The organism is Mycolicibacterium doricum, from assembly GCF_010728155.1.
Taxonomy (GTDB): Bacteria; Actinomycetota; Actinomycetes; order Mycobacteriales; family Mycobacteriaceae; genus Mycobacterium; species Mycobacterium doricum.
Map to the genome: position 1 here is coordinate 1,650,141 of NZ_AP022605.1, position 16,925 is coordinate 1,667,065.

At 68.9% G+C, this 16,925-nt stretch carries 16 protein-coding genes and 1 pseudogene; 13 read left to right on the forward strand and 4 right to left on the reverse strand.

The window, feature by feature from the left end; genetic code table 11:
* The first annotated feature begins 4 nt into the window (after positions 1-4).
* The 3 genes from rpe to G6N07_RS08265 all read left to right on the forward strand — a co-directional run bounded on the left by rpe (position 5) and on the right by G6N07_RS08265 (position 1,993).
* Entirely contained in the window at positions 5-679 is a 675-nt protein-coding gene (rpe, locus tag G6N07_RS08255) for a ribulose-phosphate 3-epimerase (RefSeq protein ID WP_085191467.1), read from the forward strand.
* Positions 679-1,680, forward strand: a complete 1,002-nt coding sequence (ribD, locus tag G6N07_RS08260) for a bifunctional diaminohydroxyphosphoribosylaminopyrimidine deaminase/5-amino-6-(5-phosphoribosylamino)uracil reductase RibD (protein ID WP_085191469.1) — start codon at positions 679-681, stop codon at positions 1,678-1,680. The genes rpe and ribD overlap by 1 nt, the downstream gene beginning before the upstream one ends.
* Before the next feature lie 160 nt (positions 1,681-1,840).
* The gene (locus G6N07_RS08265; protein WP_163784145.1) at positions 1,841-1,993 is read left to right on the forward strand and encodes a hypothetical protein; all 153 of its coding nucleotides are present in this window, start codon (positions 1,841-1,843) and stop codon (positions 1,991-1,993) included.
* 1 nt (position 1,994) lies between these two features.
* Here G6N07_RS08265 and G6N07_RS08270 read toward each other — a convergent pair whose 3' ends face one another.
* Together G6N07_RS08270 and G6N07_RS08275 are read right to left on the reverse strand one after the other, a co-directional pair.
* A complete protein-coding gene (locus tag G6N07_RS08270; protein WP_099050241.1) occupies positions 1,995-3,707 on the reverse strand; it encodes an MFS transporter in 1,713 nt (570 codons plus the stop codon).
* Positions 3,707-4,420: an LppX_LprAFG lipoprotein gene (locus tag G6N07_RS08275; protein ID WP_085191473.1), complete on the reverse strand. Its 714-nt coding sequence runs from the start codon at positions 4,418-4,420 to the stop codon at positions 3,707-3,709. The genes G6N07_RS08270 and G6N07_RS08275 overlap by 1 nt, the downstream gene beginning before the upstream one ends.
* Positions 4,421-4,501: 81 nt before the next feature.
* Between G6N07_RS08275 and G6N07_RS08280 the strand changes: the two genes are divergently transcribed.
* The 4 genes from G6N07_RS08280 (at position 4,502) to G6N07_RS08295 (ending at position 7,454) form a co-directional block, all read left to right on the forward strand.
* Positions 4,502-5,113, forward strand: a complete 612-nt coding sequence (locus tag G6N07_RS08280; protein WP_085191475.1) for a riboflavin synthase — start codon at positions 4,502-4,504, stop codon at positions 5,111-5,113.
* 99 nt (positions 5,114-5,212) lie between these two features.
* Positions 5,213-6,532 carry a bifunctional 3,4-dihydroxy-2-butanone-4-phosphate synthase/GTP cyclohydrolase II gene (locus G6N07_RS08285; RefSeq protein WP_085191477.1) on the forward strand — a complete coding sequence of 440 codons (1,320 nt, stop codon included), beginning with the start codon at positions 5,213-5,215 and terminating at the stop codon, positions 6,530-6,532.
* Positions 6,529-7,011: a 6,7-dimethyl-8-ribityllumazine synthase gene (gene ribH, locus G6N07_RS08290; protein ID WP_085191479.1), complete on the forward strand. Its 483-nt coding sequence runs from the start codon at positions 6,529-6,531 to the stop codon at positions 7,009-7,011. Before G6N07_RS08285 ends, ribH begins: the two co-directional genes overlap by 4 nt.
* Positions 7,008-7,454 (forward strand): PH domain-containing protein, encoded by a 447-nt coding sequence (locus G6N07_RS08295; RefSeq protein WP_085191481.1) that lies wholly within the window; start codon positions 7,008-7,010, stop codon positions 7,452-7,454. Before ribH ends, G6N07_RS08295 begins: the two co-directional genes overlap by 4 nt.
* Before the next feature lie 21 nt (positions 7,455-7,475).
* On the opposite strand, the gene G6N07_RS08300 is transcribed toward G6N07_RS08295, so the two are convergent.
* Positions 7,476-7,940 carry a GNAT family N-acetyltransferase gene (locus G6N07_RS08300; RefSeq protein ID WP_085191483.1) on the reverse strand — a complete coding sequence of 155 codons (465 nt, stop codon included), beginning with the start codon at positions 7,938-7,940 and terminating at the stop codon, positions 7,476-7,478.
* A gap of 21 nt (positions 7,941-7,961) precedes the next feature.
* On the reverse strand, positions 7,962-9,878 hold the full coding sequence (locus G6N07_RS08305; RefSeq protein WP_085191639.1) for a gamma-glutamyltransferase family protein: 1,917 nt from the start codon (positions 9,876-9,878) through the stop codon (positions 7,962-7,964).
* Positions 9,879-10,048: 170 nt separating this feature from the next.
* Here G6N07_RS08305 and uvrC point away from each other — a divergent pair, with 170 nt between their 5' ends.
* From uvrC to gap, 6 genes and pseudogenes are all read left to right on the forward strand, one after another.
* The gene (gene uvrC / locus G6N07_RS08310; protein ID WP_085191484.1) at positions 10,049-12,085 is read left to right on the forward strand and encodes an excinuclease ABC subunit UvrC; all 2,037 of its coding nucleotides are present in this window, start codon (positions 10,049-10,051) and stop codon (positions 12,083-12,085) included.
* The gene (gene rapZ, locus G6N07_RS08315) at positions 12,082-12,999 is read left to right on the forward strand and encodes an RNase adapter RapZ (protein WP_085191486.1); all 918 of its coding nucleotides are present in this window, start codon (positions 12,082-12,084) and stop codon (positions 12,997-12,999) included. The genes uvrC and rapZ overlap by 4 nt, the downstream gene beginning before the upstream one ends.
* A 25-nt stretch (positions 13,000-13,024) precedes the next feature.
* Positions 13,025-14,048, forward strand: a pseudogene (yvcK, locus tag G6N07_RS08320) (uridine diphosphate-N-acetylglucosamine-binding protein YvcK).
* Complete coding sequence (whiA, locus tag G6N07_RS08325) at positions 14,045-15,022, forward strand: DNA-binding protein WhiA (protein WP_085191641.1); 978 nt, start codon at positions 14,045-14,047, stop codon at positions 15,020-15,022. The pseudogene yvcK and the gene whiA overlap by 4 nt, the downstream one beginning before the upstream one ends.
* A gap of 97 nt (positions 15,023-15,119) precedes the next feature.
* A complete protein-coding gene (locus G6N07_RS08330; RefSeq protein WP_085191488.1) occupies positions 15,120-15,815 on the forward strand; it encodes an ABC transporter substrate-binding protein in 696 nt (231 codons plus the stop codon).
* A 79-nt stretch (positions 15,816-15,894) separates the two neighbouring features.
* Positions 15,895-16,914 (forward strand): type I glyceraldehyde-3-phosphate dehydrogenase, encoded by a 1,020-nt coding sequence (gene gap / locus G6N07_RS08335; protein ID WP_085191490.1) that lies wholly within the window; start codon positions 15,895-15,897, stop codon positions 16,912-16,914.
* Positions 16,915-16,925 lie beyond the last annotated feature (11 nt).

A 16,925-nucleotide genomic window follows, 5' to 3' on the forward strand; every position in this document is an offset into this window, starting at 1 on the left:
CCGCATGGCGCACCCCCTCATCGCACCGTCGATCCTGTCCGCCGACTTCACCCGGCTCGCGGACGAGGCGGCCGCGGTCACCGGCGCCGACTGGCTGCACGTCGACGTCATGGACAACCACTTCGTGCCGAACCTGACCCTCGGGCTGCCCGTCGTGAAATCCCTGCTGCAGGTGACCGACATCCCGATGGATTGCCATCTGATGATCGAGAATCCCGAGCGGTGGGCGCCGCCGTACGCCGAGGCCGGCGCGCACAACGTCACGTTCCACGCCGAGGCTACCGACAACCCGGTCGCGGTGGCCCGCGACATCCGCGCGGCGGGCGCCAAGGCCGGACTGTCGGTGAAGCCGGGAACCCCGATCGATCCTTACCTGGAGATCCTGCGAGAGTTCGACACCCTGCTCATCATGTCGGTCGAACCCGGCTTCGGCGGGCAGAAGTTCATTCCCGAGGTGCTGCCGAAGGTCGGCATCGCGCGGCGGTTGGTCGACTCCGGTGAACTCAAGGTTCTGGTCGAGATTGACGGGGGCATCAACGAAGACACCATCGCCGCGGCCGCCGAGGCAGGCGTGGACTGTTTCGTCGCCGGATCCGCCGTGTACAGCGCGGAGGACCCGGCCGAGGCGGTGCGTTCGCTGCGCGATCGGGCCGCCGCCGCCTCCAAGCATCTGTTCTGATGACTCCCGAGGCCGCGATGGCGCTGGCCGTCGGACAGGCCGACCGCGTCAAGGGCAGCACCTACCCGAATCCCCCTGTCGGAGCGGTCATCCTGGACGCCCACGGTGAGGTTGCGGGTATCGGAGCGACCCAGCCGCCGGGTGGCCCGCACGCGGAGGTGATGGCGTTGCGCCGCGCCGGCCCCAGGGCGGCGGGCGGCACCGCGGTGGTGACACTGGAGCCGTGCAACCATCACGGCCGGACCCCGCCGTGTGTCGATGCGCTTCTGGCAGCCGAGGTGTCGGCCGTCGTGTACGCCGTACCCGACCCGAATCCGGTGGCTGCCGGGGGAGCAGCCCGGCTCGGTGAATCCGGTGTCACGGTGACCGCCGGCGTACTCGGCGATGCGGTGGCCGGCGGGGTGCTGCGGGAGTGGCTGCACAAACAGCGGACCGGTGCACCGCATGTCACATGGAAGTTCGCCACCAGTGTGGACGGCCGCAGCGCCGCCGCCGACGGCAGCAGCCAGTGGATCACCAGCGAGGCCGCCCGCGCCGACGTACACCGCCGCCGAGCAGTCGCGGATGCCATCGTGGTCGGCACCGGAACGGTGTTGGTCGACGATCCGGTGCTGACCGCGCGGCTCCCCGACGGCAGCCTCGCCGAACACCAACCGCTGCGCGTGGTGGTCGGCGAGCGCGAGATCTCGTCGGATTCCCGTGTGATGAACGACCATTCGCGCACCATGGTGATCCGCACCCGCGATCCACAGGAGGTGCTCAGCGCGCTGTCCGACCGCACCGACGTCATCCTCGAGGGCGGTCCGACCCTGGCAGGTGCGTTCCTGCGGGCTGGGGCGATCGACCGGATCGTGGCCTATGTCGCGCCGATCCTGCTCGGCGGGCCGGTCACCGCCGTCGACGACGTCGGCGTGCCGAGCATCGCCCACGCCCAGCGGTGGCGGTTCGACGGGATCACCCCGATCGGGCCGGACGTGTTGCTGTCGCTGGTCCCCAGCTGAGCGCGGTTCCCAGCCAATTCGCGCCGGCGTGAGAGCCGACACACACCGCATATCCCCCAGCTTGGAGAACTTATTGCCGGGGATGCGCCTCGGTACACTTGTGCCGAAGCGCTTTCACCGACGATCTGCGCGCGACGAGCAACAACAAAGGACGTCAAGCGTGACTGCACTACAGGACTGGCTCAGTATCCCGACGGCCGCACCCCGCGCCGTGGGGTCGTTCGTCTGGGGACCCCTGCGCAGCGTGCTGCCCAACCGCCCAGACGACCAGGAGGACTACCGCTTGATCCGGCCCGGTACCGAGCGCTGCTGACTCAATCCTCGTTCCGGTGCCTGCCGGCCGGCGCTTGCCGCGGGATGCGCGTGGTCTGGTCTCCGGCCCCGGTGCCGAAAGCCCTGGTCGGCGCGTCGCCTGAATGTCGCGAGACGTTGATGAACTGGGTGGGCGCCTCGTCGTCTGCGTCCCGTAGCGAATCGACGTCGCCGGGCACGGCGGATACGTCCGCGTGCTCGTGCCTGCCGCTGATCAGCAATCCGAGCAGCGCACCGATCACACAGATGATCGTGGTGACGATGAAGATGTCGCCGTACTGCAGCACGTACGCCGCGCGGTAGCGGTCCGCCTCGGCCGCCAGCCGCTCGGCCAGTGTGTCGGCACCGGGTGGGAACGGCAACGTCTGCAGGTGCTGGTTGAGCCGGTACAGGCCCCACGCCGACAGCGCCGCCAGGCCGATCAGCATGCCGATCATGCGGGACACCACGACTGCGGCCGACGCGATGCCGTGCTGGGAGGCGGGCACGACGCGCAGCGACGCCGAGGTCAGCGGTCCGATCACCAGGCCAAGGCCGATCCCGGCGATCACCAGGTCCGTGTCGAGGACCGGCAGGCTGATGAGGCCCAGGTCGTGGCGGGCCGAGAGCAGGTCGACCGGCCACCTGGAGATCAGGAAATACCCGCCCGCGGCGATCAGCAGGCCGACAAACGCCACCAGCCGGTCACCGATGCGGCCGGCCAGCCAGCCGCCGAGCAGCGCCCCGATCGGCAGGGCGACCAGGAACCGCAGCAGCAGGAAGGCGGCCTGGTTCTGGTCCTGGCCGAGGACCCCCTGGCCGAACAGTTCGACGTTGACCAACGTCACCATGAGCGCCGCACCGGCGCACAACGAGGCGCCCAGCGCCGCGAGGAACGGCCGGAAGTGCACACCGGCCGGTTCGATCAAACGGGTGCGGGCGAAACGTTCCCACACGAAGAACGCAATCGCCGCGGCCGCCGCGCCGACGAGCACGGGCGGACCCCAGGTCGGCAGGATCTGCTCACCGTCGGGCGCCGGGTTGTAGAGGCCGATCACCGCCAGGCCCAGTGCGAGCGCCAGCAACAGGCCGCCCATGACGTCGACCCGTTCGGGCTCGTCGGACTTCTGCCTGCCCGGCAGGCTGAAGTGGATCATCACCATCGCGATCGCCGCGAGCGGCACGTTGATCCAGAAGACGGCCTGCCAGGTGTTCAGCGCGGCCACCACGCCGATGCCGTAGAGCGGCCCGAGCACGCTGCCCAGCTCCTGCGCGGCGCCGATCCCGCCGAGTACCGAAGCGCGGTTGCGGGCTGACCACAGGTCGGCGGCCAGTGCCAGCGTGACGGGCAGCAGCGCGCCGCTGGCGGTGCCCTGGATGGTCCGACCGACGACCATCGGGATCAGGTCGTCGGACAGCGCGGTGATCACCGAGCCGACCGCGAATCCGGCGAGGCTGAGCTGCAAGATGAACTTGCGGCCGAACCGGTCCGAGGCCCGGCCCAGCAGCGGCATCGCCGCGATGTAGCCCAGCAGGTACCAGGTGATGATCGGCGTCACCCGCTGGATCTGATTGATCGCGATCCCGATGTCGAACATGATGTCGCGGATGATCGTCACCACGACATAGGTGTCGAGCGCGCCGAGCAGCACCGCGAGACTGCCCGCACCGATCGCGATCCGACGGCTCCGGCTGCTCGCCGGCTCGACGGCCTGGTCGAACTTGCCGGTCGGCATCACACCGCCGGCTTAGTGACGGTGACCTGCTTACCCCAGTCCGACAGCGTCATCGTGACGCTGTTTCCTGCGCTGGGCTCCAGCTTCACCTGCGCCAGGTTGTGGTTGCCCTCTTCTTCGATCCAGGCCACCGCGGGCACCGGGCCGGTCGCGCCGATCTGGGGGGCGATCGCGTTGACGGCCTCGGCGGTGACGGTGCCGCTCACGCGCACGGTGTCCACACCACTGACGTTCTCCCGGCCCTCCGCCTTCGGGTCGCTGAAGTTGGCGAGCACATTGGCCAGGCCCTTGTCGGGGCTGAGGATGGCCGCGGCGTCGTAGATGTCGGCGGCGGGGCCGAAGTCCTGGAAGCTGCCGGCACTGATGGCCCCGTACAGGTTGCCGTCGGCGACCACGAACTCGACCCCTTCCAGCCGCTGGCCGAGGAACACGATGTCGGCCTTGCCCGAGGCCGCCACCGCCGGCGTGTTGGTCAAGTCCCCTTGCAGTGACTCGATCGGCAACTGTTCGATCGTGCCCTGCACCGTCAAGTTCAGGTGCACGCTCTGCAGGTCACGGGTGGTCTGCGTGGCGTCCTGCAGCAGTGCGGCAGCGTCGGGCAATGGTCTGTCGGCGTCCTCCGAGGATGAGGAGCAACCCGCGACGAACATCGCGGCGGCGAGGAGGAGGGCGACGATCAGGGCCTGGGCGGCATGGCGAGGGCTCGACGGCATGACTGCATCGTAGAGGGTGGCCGTTCGAGCATCCTGTCGCGCGGCCAGCGGAGGAGTTCGAGCGGGGACTAGCCTGGTCGGGTGTTCACGGGAATCGTCGAAGAAGTGGGCGAGGTCATCGGCAAACACGACCTCACCGACGCGGCGCGGTTGGTGATTCGCGGACCGGTCGTCACCGCCGACGCCGGCCACGGTGACTCGATCGCGGTCAACGGGGTGTGTCTGACCGTGGTGGAGATCCAGCCGGGCGGCGTGTTCTCCGCCGACGTCATGGGCGAGACGCTCGACCGCTCCGGCCTCGGCGACGTCGGCGTCGGCAGCCGGGTCAACCTGGAACGTGCCGCCGCGGTCAACAGCCGCCTGGGCGGTCACATCGTGCAGGGGCACGTCGACGGCACCGGTTATGTGATTGCGCGCACACCGTCGGAGCACTGGGAAGTGGTGCGCGTCGCGCTCCCGACGGCGTTGGCGCGCTACGTCGTGGAGAAGGGGTCGATCACCGTCGACGGGGTGTCGTTGACCGTGTCTGCGCTGGGTCACGCCGCGGAAGAAGACTGGTTCGAGGTGTCGTTGATACCCACCACACGCGAACTCACCACCCTCGGCAGCGCACCGGTCGGCACCCGGGTGAACCTGGAGGTCGACGTCATCGCCAAATACGTCGAACGGCTGATGAGCCGCCCCACCGACTGACACTGGCAATATTCGGTGCGCTCCAGTGGTTCATACTGAAGCGAGGACGATGATTTTTCCTGGTTCCGCGTGTTCGGGAACCGGTAAGGGTGGCAGACAATGACCAGGCTCGATTCGGTCGAACGGGCGATCGCGGACATCGCGGCCGGCAAGGCCGTCGTCGTGATCGACGACGAGGACCGCGAGAACGAGGGCGACCTCATCTTCGCCGCCGAGAAGGCCACCCCCGAGCTGGTCGCGTTCATGGTCCGCTACACGTCGGGCTATCTGTGCGTCCCGCTCGACGGCGCGATCTGCGACCGGCTCGGCTTGTTGCCGATGTACGCGGTCAACCAGGACAAGCACGGTACCGCGTACACGGTCACCGTCGATGCGAGAAATGGTGTAGGGACCGGCATCTCGGCTTCCGACCGGGCCACCACGATGCGTCTGCTCGCCGATCCCACCGCCACGGCCGACGAGTTCACCAAGCCCGGGCACGTGGTGCCGCTGCGGGCCAAAGACGGTGGTGTGCTGCGCCGTCCGGGCCACACCGAGGCCGCGGTGGACCTGGCGAGACTCGCCGGAATGCAGCCGGCCGGCACCATCTGCGAGATCGTCAGCCAGAAGGACGAAGGCGCGATGGCCCAGACCGACGAACTGCGGATCTTCGCCGACGAGCACCACCTGGCGCTGATCTCCATCGCCGACCTGATCGAGTGGCGGCGGAAGCACGAACGCCACATCGAGCGCATCGCCGAGGCGCGTATCCCCACCCGACACGGCGAATTCCGCGCGGTGGGCTACACCAGCATCTACGACGACGTCGAACACGTCGCGCTGGTCCGCGGCGACATCGCCGGTCCCCACGGCGACGGACACGACGTGCTGGTCCGTGTGCACTCCGAATGCCTGACCGGTGACGTCTTCGGATCCCGGCGCTGTGACTGCGGTCCGCAACTCGACGCCGCGATGGCGATGGTCGCCCGAGAGGGCCGCGGCGTCGTGCTCTATATGCGCGGTCACGAGGGCCGCGGTATCGGACTCATGCACAAGTTGCAGGCTTACCAGCTGCAGGATGCCGGCGACGACACCGTCGATGCGAACCTCAAGCTCGGATTGCCCGCGGACGCCCGTGACTACGGCATCGGCGCGCAGATCCTCGTCGACCTCGGTGTGCGGTCGATGCGCCTGCTGACCAACAACCCGGCCAAACGGGTCGGGCTCGACGGATACGGCCTGCACATCATCGAGCGGGTGCCGCTGCCGGTCCGCGCCAACGCCGAGAACATCCGCTATCTGATGACCAAACGTGACCGAATGGGCCACGACCTCACCGGACTCGACGAGTACAGCGAGTCCCACAGCATGGACGACTACGACGACGGCGTGTACCTGCTCGGCGAGCGACACCCGACCGACCTCGGTGGCGCTCGGTGAGCGGTGGCGCCGGGGTGCCGGATCTGCCGCAGCTCGACGCGTCCGGCATGAAGGTGGGCATCGTCGCGAGTACCTGGCACTCGACGATCTGCGATGCACTGCTCGAGGGCGCGCGCAAGGTCGCCCAGGCAGCCAACGTGAGTGACCCGACCGTGGTTCGGGTACTCGGTGCCATCGAGATCCCGGTCGTCGCGCAGGCGCTCGCGGCGGACCACGAGGCGGTCGTCGCGCTCGGCGTCGTGATCCGCGGGCAGACACCGCATTTCGACTACGTCTGTGACGCGGTGACCCAGGGCCTCACGCGTGTCTCGCTCGACGCCTCGACTCCGGTCGCCAACGGCGTGCTGACCACCGACACCGAGGAGCAGGCGCTCGACCGCGCGGGGCTCGCCGGTTCCAGCGAGGACAAGGGAGCCCAGGCCGCCGCCGCGGCGCTGTCCACCGCGCTTACCCTGCGGAAGCTGCGCGGACTCTCGTGAGTGACTGGGAAGTGGTGATCCGGCCCCACCTGACGCCCTACTTCGCCTATGCTGCGGCCGCGGTGATCGTGGCGGCGCACGTCACCGTCGGATTCCTGCTCAAGATCGGCTCGAGCGGCGTCATCTTCCAGACTGCCGACCAGGTGGCGATCGCGCTCCTCGGCGTGATCATCGGCGCGGTGGTCACGTTGTTCGCGCGCCCACGGGTCCGGGTCGGCCCGCGCGGCCTGTCGGTGCGCAATCTCTGGGCCGACCGGGTTCTCGATTGGTCCGACGTTGTGGGTGTCTCGTTTCCCACCGGTGCCCGCTGGGCCAGGGTGGACCTGCCCGACGACGAGTACATCCCGCTGATGGCCATTCAGGCCGTCGACAAGGAGCGCGCCGTCCATGCGATGGAGAAGCTGCGGGAAGCGCTGACGTATTACCGCTCACACAGTCAGTGACATCTCACACAGTCAGTGACATCACACAGTCAGTGACATCGCGAACTCGTGGCGCGGCCCGACGGTCGCTGCCGAGATCCGGAATCCGACGCTCTCGTACACCGCACGCGCCACCGCGTTGTCGGCGGCCACCCGCAGCCTCACCGTGTGCACCCGTTGGCTGCGCGCCCAGTCCACCGCCGCCTCGACCAGCGGGCGGGCCAGCCCGTGTCCACGCGCATCCGGGTCCAGCCACAGCGAGTACAGGTACACCGACTGCGGGTTTTCGCGCTGTGCGCTGATCAGACCGGCCGGGCGGCCCTCGACGAGCACCGCGAACTGTGCGTGTTCGCGCAGTCGGCGGCGCCACTGCGCGGCGGTGAAGGACGATTCGTGCCGGTACTGGGCGTCGTCGACACCCAGCGAATCGGTCAGCGCCCGCAACCGCACCACGGCGAATTGCCACCAGTCGGCTTCGGTCAGCCGGGTGACGTGCTGTTCGGTCATTGGGTCTGGCTCCCCAAGTCGCTACGCTCCTGCCTGCCGGCCGTCGCCCATGACCATCCCCTCGCGTCGTGGGTCGGCGCCGCCGATCCAGCCGGCGTCATCGCGGACGATCGCCGACAGCCCACTGGACTGGTCGGCGAGGTCGACACGGTGACCGAGCTTGCGCAGACCCGTCACGAGTGGATCGTTGGCACCGTTGTCGGTGATGTCGACGTTGGGATGTTCACCGCCTACGTTGGTCTCCGGGGTGTTGTCGGCCCCGAAATCGACCATGCCCACCGCCTGCTGCGGGTCCAAGCCCCAATCCAGCACGCCGACAAGGGTTTTCACCACGAACTGGATGATCACCGCGCCGCCGGGGGAGCCGAGCACCGCGTACAGCGGCCCCCGTGCGCCGGGTGCGCCGGGCGGTGCGTCGAACACCAGCGTCGGGGCCATGGTGCTGCGCGGCCGCTTACCGGGCTGCAGCCGGTTGGCCACGGGCACGCCGTCGGGGCCCACCGGTTCGGCGGCGAAATCGGTGAGCTGGTTGTTCAGCAGGAATCCGTCGACCATGTGGAACGACCCGAACTGCGACTCCACGGTGGTGGTCAGTGACGCCGCGTTGCCGTAGGAGTCCACAATGCTGACCTGGCTGGTCCCGTGCTCCTTGGGTTGCGCGGTGGGCGCGGCCGGCGGCCCGAACTGCCCTGGTTTGGCGGTGCCCATACTGCGCCGTTCGTTGATCAGCGCGGCACGGCCGGCCAGGTAGGCGGTGTTGAGCAGGGTGTCCGAGGAGCCGCCGGGCAGTGGTACGAAGGCGGTGTCGGCGACGTAGCGGTCGCGGTCCGCGTAGGCCAGCCGCTCGGCCTCGGAGATGAGGTGCACCCCCATCACGTCCGGCCTGCCGCCGTTGCGGTCGATGTCGTCGGGGCGGTAGTCGGCCATGGGGAAACGCTCCAGCATCCCGAGCGTCGCGAGCACCGCGATACCGCCCGACGACGGCGGCGGCATTCCGCAGATCTCCTTGCCGCGGTACGGGCGACACAGCGGCTGACGGACTTCGACGGTGTAGTCGGCGAGATCCTGCAGAGTCATCGCGCTGGGTGTGCGGCCGCCCGAGGCGTCCGCCGCCGCCTCGACGACGGCTTCGGCGATCGCGCCCCGGTAGAATGCGTCGGCGCCGTCGGACGCGATCGCGCCGAGGGTCTTGGCGTAGGCGGAGTTGGTCAGGCGGCTGCCCGCGACCTTCGGGCTGCCGTCGGCGTTGAGGAAGTACCGTCCCGCAGCGGCGTCGAGTCGCAGTTCCGCCCGGCTGTCGGAGATCGCCGCCGCCAGCCGCGGGCTGACGTCGAAGCCGTCGTCGGCGAGTTGGACCGCCGGCTCGAACAGTTCCCGCCACGTGGTGCTGCCGTGCGCGTCGTGGACCGTCTGCAACATCCGCACGATGCCCGGCACGCCGATCGAGCGCCCGGACGCCCGAGCATCCGGTTTGGGTGGCGTGCGGTCGGTGTCGCTGACCCACCGCAGATAGTTCTCCGTCGCGGCAGCCGGAGCGACCTCGCGACCGTCGTAGGCCTGCACCGTTGCCGATACGGCGTCGTAGTACAGCAGGAAGCCGCCGCCCCCGACGCCGGAGGACTGCGGTTCGACGAGTCCGAGCACCGCCTGGGCGGTCACCACGGCGTCGGCCGCGGTACCGCCGTCGCGAAGCACCCGACAGGCCGCCTGGGTGGCCAGCGGGTTTGCCGTCGACACCGAGTATCGAGCCGTGTGCACCGCCGTCATGTCCTTGCGGTAACCGGTGCCCACCTCCGGTTCGTTGGCAAGGTCGTCCCGACCATCCCCCGATGGCGCCGCCTCGGGGGTCTTGGGGGTGGGAGTGCCGTTCGACACGATCTCGCAGGGCACCGGCGGCGGGGTCGGGGGAGCTTGCTGGGGATCGGAACATCCGGCCATGAGCAACACCACCCCTCCCAGCAGGGCGGTCACCTTCTGTACCGACGCCGGTATCCGCACCCTTCGACGGTAGCGGAGTCACTCGCGGCCTGTCCGCACGTCGCGCTGCGGCTTGTTCAGCGGGGTCGCGCGGATCCAACCCGCAGCAGCCGCGGCAGTAACCTGGGAGCGTGCCCGATCCATCGACGTACCGGCCCGCGCCCGGGGCGATCCCCGTCGAACCGGGCGTCTACCGGTTCCGGGACCCGCACGGCCGGGTGCTCTATGTCGGCAAGGCCAAGAGCCTGCGCAGCCGGTTGAACTCCTATTTCGCCGACGTCTCCGGGCTGGCGCCGCGGACCAGGCAGATGGTGACGACGGCGGCCAAGGTGGAGTGGACCGTCGTCAACACCGAAGTCGAGGCGCTGCAGCTCGAGTACAACTGGATCAAGGAGTTCGACCCGCGGTTCAACGTTCGCTACCGCGACGACAAGTCCTACCCCGTGCTCGCCGTCACCCTCAGCGAGGAGTTCCCGCGGCTGAAGGTGTATCGCGGTCCGCGGAAGAAGGGGGTGCGCTACTTCGGGCCGTACTCGCATGCCTGGGCGATCCGCGAAACGGTCGACCTGCTCACCCGGGTGTTCCCGGCCAGGACGTGTTCGGCCGGTGTGTTCAAGCGGCACAACCAGATTGACCGTCCGTGTCTGCTCGGCTACATCGACAAGTGCTCGGCGCCCTGCGTCGGGCGGGTCAGTGCCGAGGAGCACCGCCAGATCGTGCTCGACTTCTGCGACTTCCTGTCGGGCAAGACCGACCGGCTGGTGCGCGACCTGGAACGCAAGATGAACGCCGCCGCCGAGGACCTCGACTTCGAGCGGGCCGCGCGGCTGCGTGACGACATCGGCGCCCTGCGGCGGGCGTTGGAGAAGCAGACGGTCGTGTTGGGCGACGGCACGGACGCCGACGTCGTCGCCTTCGCCGACGACGATCTCGAGGCCGCCGTGCAGGTGTTCCACGTGCGTGGTGGCCGGGTGCGCGGGCAGCGCGGCTGGATCGTCGAGAAGTCCGGTGACCCCGGTGAATCCGGCGAAGGTGAGCTGGTCGAGCAATTCCTCACCCAGTTCTACGGTGATCAAGCCGAGCTCGGCGGGGCCAGCGACAACGGTCTGGACGAGGCGACGAATCCGGTCCCGCGCCAGGTGCTGGTGCCTTGTCTGCCCGACAACGTCGACGAGCTGACGGAGTGGCTGTCGCAGTTGCGGGGATCCCGGGTGGCACTGAGAGTGCCGCAGCGCGGCGACAAGAAGGCGCTATTCGAGACGGTGCAGCGTAACGCCAAAGAGGCATTGGCGCAGCACAAGCTCAAGCGGGCCGGCGACTTCACGGCCAGAACGGCTGCGCTGCAGAGCATTCAGGACACACTCGGGCTGGCCGACGCGCCGCTGCGGATCGAGTGCATCGACATCAGCCACGTCCAGGGCACCGATGTGGTGGCGTCGCTGGTGGTATTCGAGGACGGGCTGCCCCGCAAATCGGACTACCGGCACTACGCGATCCGCGAGGCCGCCGGTGATGGCCGCAGCGACGACGTCGCCTCGATCGCGGAGGTCACCCGGCGACGCTTCTACCGGCACCTGCACGACACGCAGCATCCGACGGTGCCGTCGGTCCCCTACGATGTCGCCGGCGGGGTGGCGGCGGGAGGCAAGTCGCGCAAGTTCGCCTACCCGCCGAATCTGTTCGTCGTGGACGGCGGCGCCCCTCAGGTCAACGCGGCGCAGGCGGTGCTCGACGATATTGGGATCAGCGATGTCGCGGTGATCGGGCTGGCCAAGCGCCTCGAGGAGGTGTGGGTGCCCGCGGAGCCCGATCCGCTGATCATGCCGCGCAACAGCGAGGGCCTCTACCTGCTGCAGCGGGTGCGCGACGAGGCGCACCGCTTTGCGATCGCCTACCACCGCAGCAAGCGGTCCAAGCGGATGACGGCGTCGGCGCTCGACTCGGTGCGGGGGCTCGGCGAGCACCGGCGTAAAGCGTTGGTCACACACTTCGGTTCGGTGGCGCGGTTGAAGGAGGCGTCGGTCGAGGAGATCACCGCGGTGCCGGGGATCGGGGTGACGACCGCGCGCGCGGTGCTCGAGGCCCTTGGCGTCCCGCAGGCCGCAGCGGCCGATTCGGGCGCGGCGGCAGCCGTCATCGACGATGATCAACGCAGGGTGACGGGATGACAGAATCGGACATGAGCGAACAGCTGCAGGGGGATGTCGAACCCTCCGCATCGGGGATCGACGTCGTGCTCGTCACTGGGCTGTCCGGCGCAGGCCGCGGAACCGCGGCGAAGGTGCTCGAGGACCTCGGGTGGTATGTCGCCGACAACCTGCCGGCGGAGCTGATCGCCCGCATGGTGGAACTGGGGCTGGCCGCCGGCTCGCGCATCACCCAGTTGGCGGTCGTCATGGACGTGCGGTCGCGAGGGTTCACCGGTGACCTGGACTGGGTGCGCCGCGATCTGGCCACCCGCAACATCACCCCGCGCGTGCTGTTCCTCGAGGCCAGTGACGACATCCTGGTGCGTCGCTACGAGCAGAACCGGCGCAGCCACCCGCTGCAGGGCGGACAGACACTCGCCGAGGGCATCGCGCGGGAACGGGCGCTGCTGGCACCGGTCCGCGCCTCCGCTGATCTGGTGATCGACACCTCCAAACTGTCGGTACATGCCCTGCGCGACAGCATCGAGCGGGCTTTCGGCGGCGAGGTGGTCGCGGAGACGAGCGTGACGGTCGAATCGTTCGGCTACAAGTACGGCCTGCCGATGGACGCCGACATCGTCATGGACGTGCGCTTCCTGCCCAATCCGCACTGGATCGACGCGTTGCGCCCGCACACCGGTCAGCACCCCGACGTCCGCGCCTACGTGCTGGGTCAACCCGGCGCGGAGGAGTTCGTCGCCACCTACCATCGGCTGCTGAACGTCGTGATCGAGGGTTACCGGCGGGAGGGAAAGCGCTACATGACCGTAGCGATTGGCTGTACCGGCGGCAAACACCGCAGTGTGGCGATGGCCGAGGCGCTGGCTGGGCGGTTGCAAGGCGGTGACGAGCTCACGGTGCGGGTGCTGCACCGGGACCTGGGGCGCGAATGAGCTTCCCCGCGCGCGAGGAGGGCAGGTGAGCCCACGCATCGTCGCACTCGGCGGCGGACACGGGCTGTATGCGACGTTGTCCGCGGCACGTCGGCTCAGCCCGCATGTCACCGCGGTGGTCACGGTTGCCGACGACGGCGGGTCGTCGGGACGGCTGCGCAGCGAACTGGACATCGTGCCCCCGGGTGATCTGCGAATGGCCTTGGCCGCCTTGGCATCCGACAGCCCGCACGGGCGGCTGTGGGCGACCATCATCCAGCACCGGTTCGGCGGCAGCGGCGCGCTGGCCGGGCACCCGATCGGCAACCTGATGTTGGCCGGCCTCTCGGAGGTGCTGGCCGACCCGGTAGCCGCCCTCGACGAGTTGGGCCGCGTCCTCGGGGTCAAGGGCCGGGTGCTGCCGATGTGCCCGATCGCCCTGCAGATCGAGGCCGACGTCGCCGGCCTGGAATCCGATCCGCGGATGAGCCGCGTGATCCGCGGTCAGGTGGCCATTGCGACGACCGTCGGAAAGGTACGCCGGGTGCGGCTGTTGCCGGCCGATCCACCGGCGACGCGCCAGGCCGTCGACGCGATCATGTCGGCCGACTTGGTGGTGCTGGGGCCCGGGTCGTGGTTCACCAGCGTCATCCCGCACGTGCTGGTGCCCGAACTGGCCGCCGCGTTGAGCGCCACCTCGGCGCGCCGGGCGCTGGTGCTCAATCTGGCCGCCGAACCGGGGGAGACGGCCGGTTTCTCCGTCGAGCGGCACATCCACGTGCTGTGGCAGCACGCGCCGAACTTCACCGTGCACGACATCATCGTCGACGCCAGCCGGGTGCCCAGTGATCGGGAACGGGACCAACTGAGCCGGACGGCGAACATCCTCGATGCCCGAGTACGGTTCGCCGACGTCTGCCGACCTGGTACACCTTTACATGATCCGGCGCGACTGGCCGCGGCCCTTGAAGGTGTCCGGCTTCGCGGGACGGCGGGGGGCCGCGACGAGGTGCCGACTGCGTGTACCCCGACTTTGAAACCGACCGAGAGGTGACGACTCGTGGCGATGACAGCCGAGGTCAAAGACGAGCTGAGCCGACTCGTGGTGAACTCGGTGAGTGCCCGCCGCGCCGAGGTGGCCTCGCTGTTGCGCTTCGCCGGCGGACTACACATCGTGTCGGGCCGGGTGGTCGTCGAGGCCGAGGTGGACCTCGGCATCATCGCGCGGCGACTACGCAAGGACATCCACGACCTGTACGGCTACAACGCCGTCGTGCACATGTTGTCCGCCAGTGGTATTCGTAAGGGCACGCGATACGTGGTACGGGTCGCCAAGGACGGCGAGGCGTTGGCACGGCAGACCGGGCTGATCGACCTGCGGGGCCGCCCGGTGCGCGGACTGCCGGCCGATGTCGTGGGCGGGAGTGTGGCCGACGCCGAGGCCGCCTGGCGCGGCGCGTTCCTGGCGCACGGTTCGCTCACCGAACCGGGACGGTCCTCGGCGCTCGAGGTCAGCTGCCCGGGACCCGAGGCGGCGCTGGCGCTGGTTGGGGCCGCCCGCAGGCTGGGTGTGAGCGCCAAGGCGCGAGAGGTGCGCGGCAGCGACCGGGTGGTGGTGCGCGACGGCGAGGCCATCGGTGCGCTGTTGACCCGGATGGGTGCTCAAGACACGAGACTGGCGTGGGAAGAGCGCCGGATGCGGCGGGAAGTGCGGGCCACCGCCAACCGGTTGGCAAACTTCGACGACGCGAACCTGCGGCGCTCGGCGCGCGCAGCTGTGGCGGCGGCGGCGCGGGTGGAGCGGGCACTCGAGATCCTCGGCGACACGGTTCCCGACCATCTGGCGTCCGCGGGCCAGCTGCGTGTCGAGCACCGTCAGGCCTCGCTGGAGGAATTGGGCCGGCTCGCCGATCCGCCAATGACGAAAGACGCTGTCGCCGGACGAATTCGGCGGCTGCTGTCGATGGCTGACCGCAAAGCCAAGCATGACGGTATCCCGGACACCGAGTCCGCAGTGACACCCGACCTGCTCGAGGAGGCCTAGCGCAGACCCATTGCCGCCCAGCGTGCCCGGCCGCGGTTGGCCGCGGCGGCCACCGTCTCGATCGCCGCATACCGCCCCCGGGGCTACGGTGGCCGGTATGGGCACTCTCAGAGTCGGCGTGATGGTCCTGTCCCCGCCGTTCGCCGGCATGGACGGCGAAGCCGGCCTCGACGTCGACCTCATGACAGCCGTCGCCGAGGCGATCGGCGAGACGGTGCAGTTCGTCCCATCCGACGGCGCCACGGCCTTCGACGCCCTGGCGGCCGGCGACCTCGACTGCATCGCTGGGGTGACCGTCACCGACGGCCGTCAACGGCACGCCGCCTTCGCCCCGCCCTACCTCATCACCGGACAGGCCCTCGCCGTCGACACCGCACGGCTGCCCGGCGTCCACGGCACCGAGGACCTCGAAGGCCTCACCATCGCCGTACAGCGCGACAACCCCAGTAGGCAGGTCGCCGAGAGCCTCGTCGAACAGGGTCGCGCCGCGAAGCTGAAGCCGTACGACGACCTGCCCACCGCGCTGTCCGACCTCTCGATCGGCCGCTGCGACGCCGTCATGGCGCTCGCGCCGACGCTGACTGAACTCACCAAGAGGCTTCCCGCCGTCGACGTGGTCCAGAAGGGACTGTCCGTCGAGAACATCGCGATCGCCGTCGCCGGCCACGACCGGCAGTTGCTGAGCCGGATCAGCGTCGCGCAGGCCGAGTTGGAGGACGCGGGCACGCTGCAGCAGATCCGCCGCACATGGCTGGGCAATCCGTACGCCGACCAGAGGCTGGGCGTGCATTGACCAGCCCGCGCGTCGGGGGTCCGGCCGCACTAGGCTGGCAGGCGAGCAATCCACCGCCAGGCAGACAGGGGATATCCACGTGACCATCCGGGTAGGCGTCAACGGCTTCGGCCGTATCGGCCGCAACTTCTTCCGGGCGTTGGCCGCCCAGAAGCTCGAAGGCGAGAACACCGATGTCGAGATCGTGGCGGTCAACGACCTCACCGACAACGAGACCCTCGCCCACCTGCTGAAGTTCGACTCGATCCTCGGCCGGCTGCCGTTCGACGTCAGCGTCGAGGGAGAAAACATCGTCGTCGGCGGAGACACCTTGAAGGGTCTGTCGATCAAGGAGGGCCCCGCCGCGCTGCCCTGGGGTGACCTGGGCGTCGACGTCGTCGTCGAGTCGACCGGCATCTTCACCAAGCGCGACAAGGCACAGGGCCACCTCGATGCCGGCGCCAAGAAGGTCATCATCTCCGCGCCCGCCAGCGACGAAGACATCACCATCGTGCTCGGGGTCAACGAGGACAAGTACGACGGCAGCCAGAACATCATCTCGAACGCCTCCTGCACCACCAACTGCCTCGGGCCGCTGGCCAAGGTGCTCAATGACGAATTCGGCATCGTCAAGGGCCTGATGACGACAATTCACGCCTACACCCAGGACCAGAACCTGCAGGACGGTCCACACAAGGACCTGCGTCGCGCGCGCGCCGCGGCGATCAACATCGTCCCCACCTCCACCGGCGCCGCCAAGGCCATCGGCCTGGTGCTGCCCGAGCTCAAGGGCAAGCTCGACGGCTACGCGTTGCGCGTGCCGATCCCCACCGGTTCGGTCACCGACCTCACTGCCGAGCTAAACAAGCCGGGCACCGTCGACGAGATCAACGCCGCCTTCAAGGCCGCCGCCGAGGGACCGCTCAAGGGCATCCTCAAGTACTACGACGCCCCCATTGTCTCCAGCGACATCGTCACCGACCCGCACAGCTCGCTGTTCGACTCCGGTTTGACCAAGGTCATCGACAATCACGCCAAGGTCGTCTCCTGGTACGACAACGAGTGGGGCTACTCCAACCGCCTGGTCGACCTGGTCGCGCTGGTGGGTAAGTCCCTTTGATCGGCGAGCGA

Excerpts from the sequence above, each read along its gene's own strand:
- rpe (WP_085191467.1), top strand. The coding sequence starts at position 5 with ATGGCGCACCCCCTCATCGCACCGTCGATCCTGTCCGCCGACTTCACC.
- ribD (WP_085191469.1), top strand. The coding sequence starts at position 679 with ATGACTCCCGAGGCCGCGATGGCGCTGGCCGTCGGACAGGCCGACCGC.
- G6N07_RS08270 (WP_099050241.1), bottom strand. The coding sequence starts at position 3,707 with ATGCCGACCGGCAAGTTCGACCAGGCCGTCGAGCCGGCGAGCAGCCGG.
- G6N07_RS08275 (WP_085191473.1), bottom strand. The coding sequence starts at position 4,420 with ATGCCGTCGAGCCCTCGCCATGCCGCCCAGGCCCTGATCGTCGCCCTC.
- G6N07_RS08285 (WP_085191477.1), top strand. The coding sequence starts at position 5,213 with ATGACCAGGCTCGATTCGGTCGAACGGGCGATCGCGGACATCGCGGCC.
- G6N07_RS08300 (WP_085191483.1), bottom strand. The coding sequence starts at position 7,940 with ATGACCGAACAGCACGTCACCCGGCTGACCGAAGCCGACTGGTGGCAA.
- G6N07_RS08305 (WP_085191639.1), bottom strand. The coding sequence starts at position 9,878 with ATGGCCGGATGTTCCGATCCCCAGCAAGCTCCCCCGACCCCGCCGCCG.
- rapZ (WP_085191486.1), top strand. The coding sequence starts at position 12,082 with ATGACAGAATCGGACATGAGCGAACAGCTGCAGGGGGATGTCGAACCC.
- whiA (WP_085191641.1), top strand. The coding sequence starts at position 14,045 with ATGACAGCCGAGGTCAAAGACGAGCTGAGCCGACTCGTGGTGAACTCG.
- G6N07_RS08330 (WP_085191488.1), top strand. The coding sequence starts at position 15,120 with ATGGGCACTCTCAGAGTCGGCGTGATGGTCCTGTCCCCGCCGTTCGCC.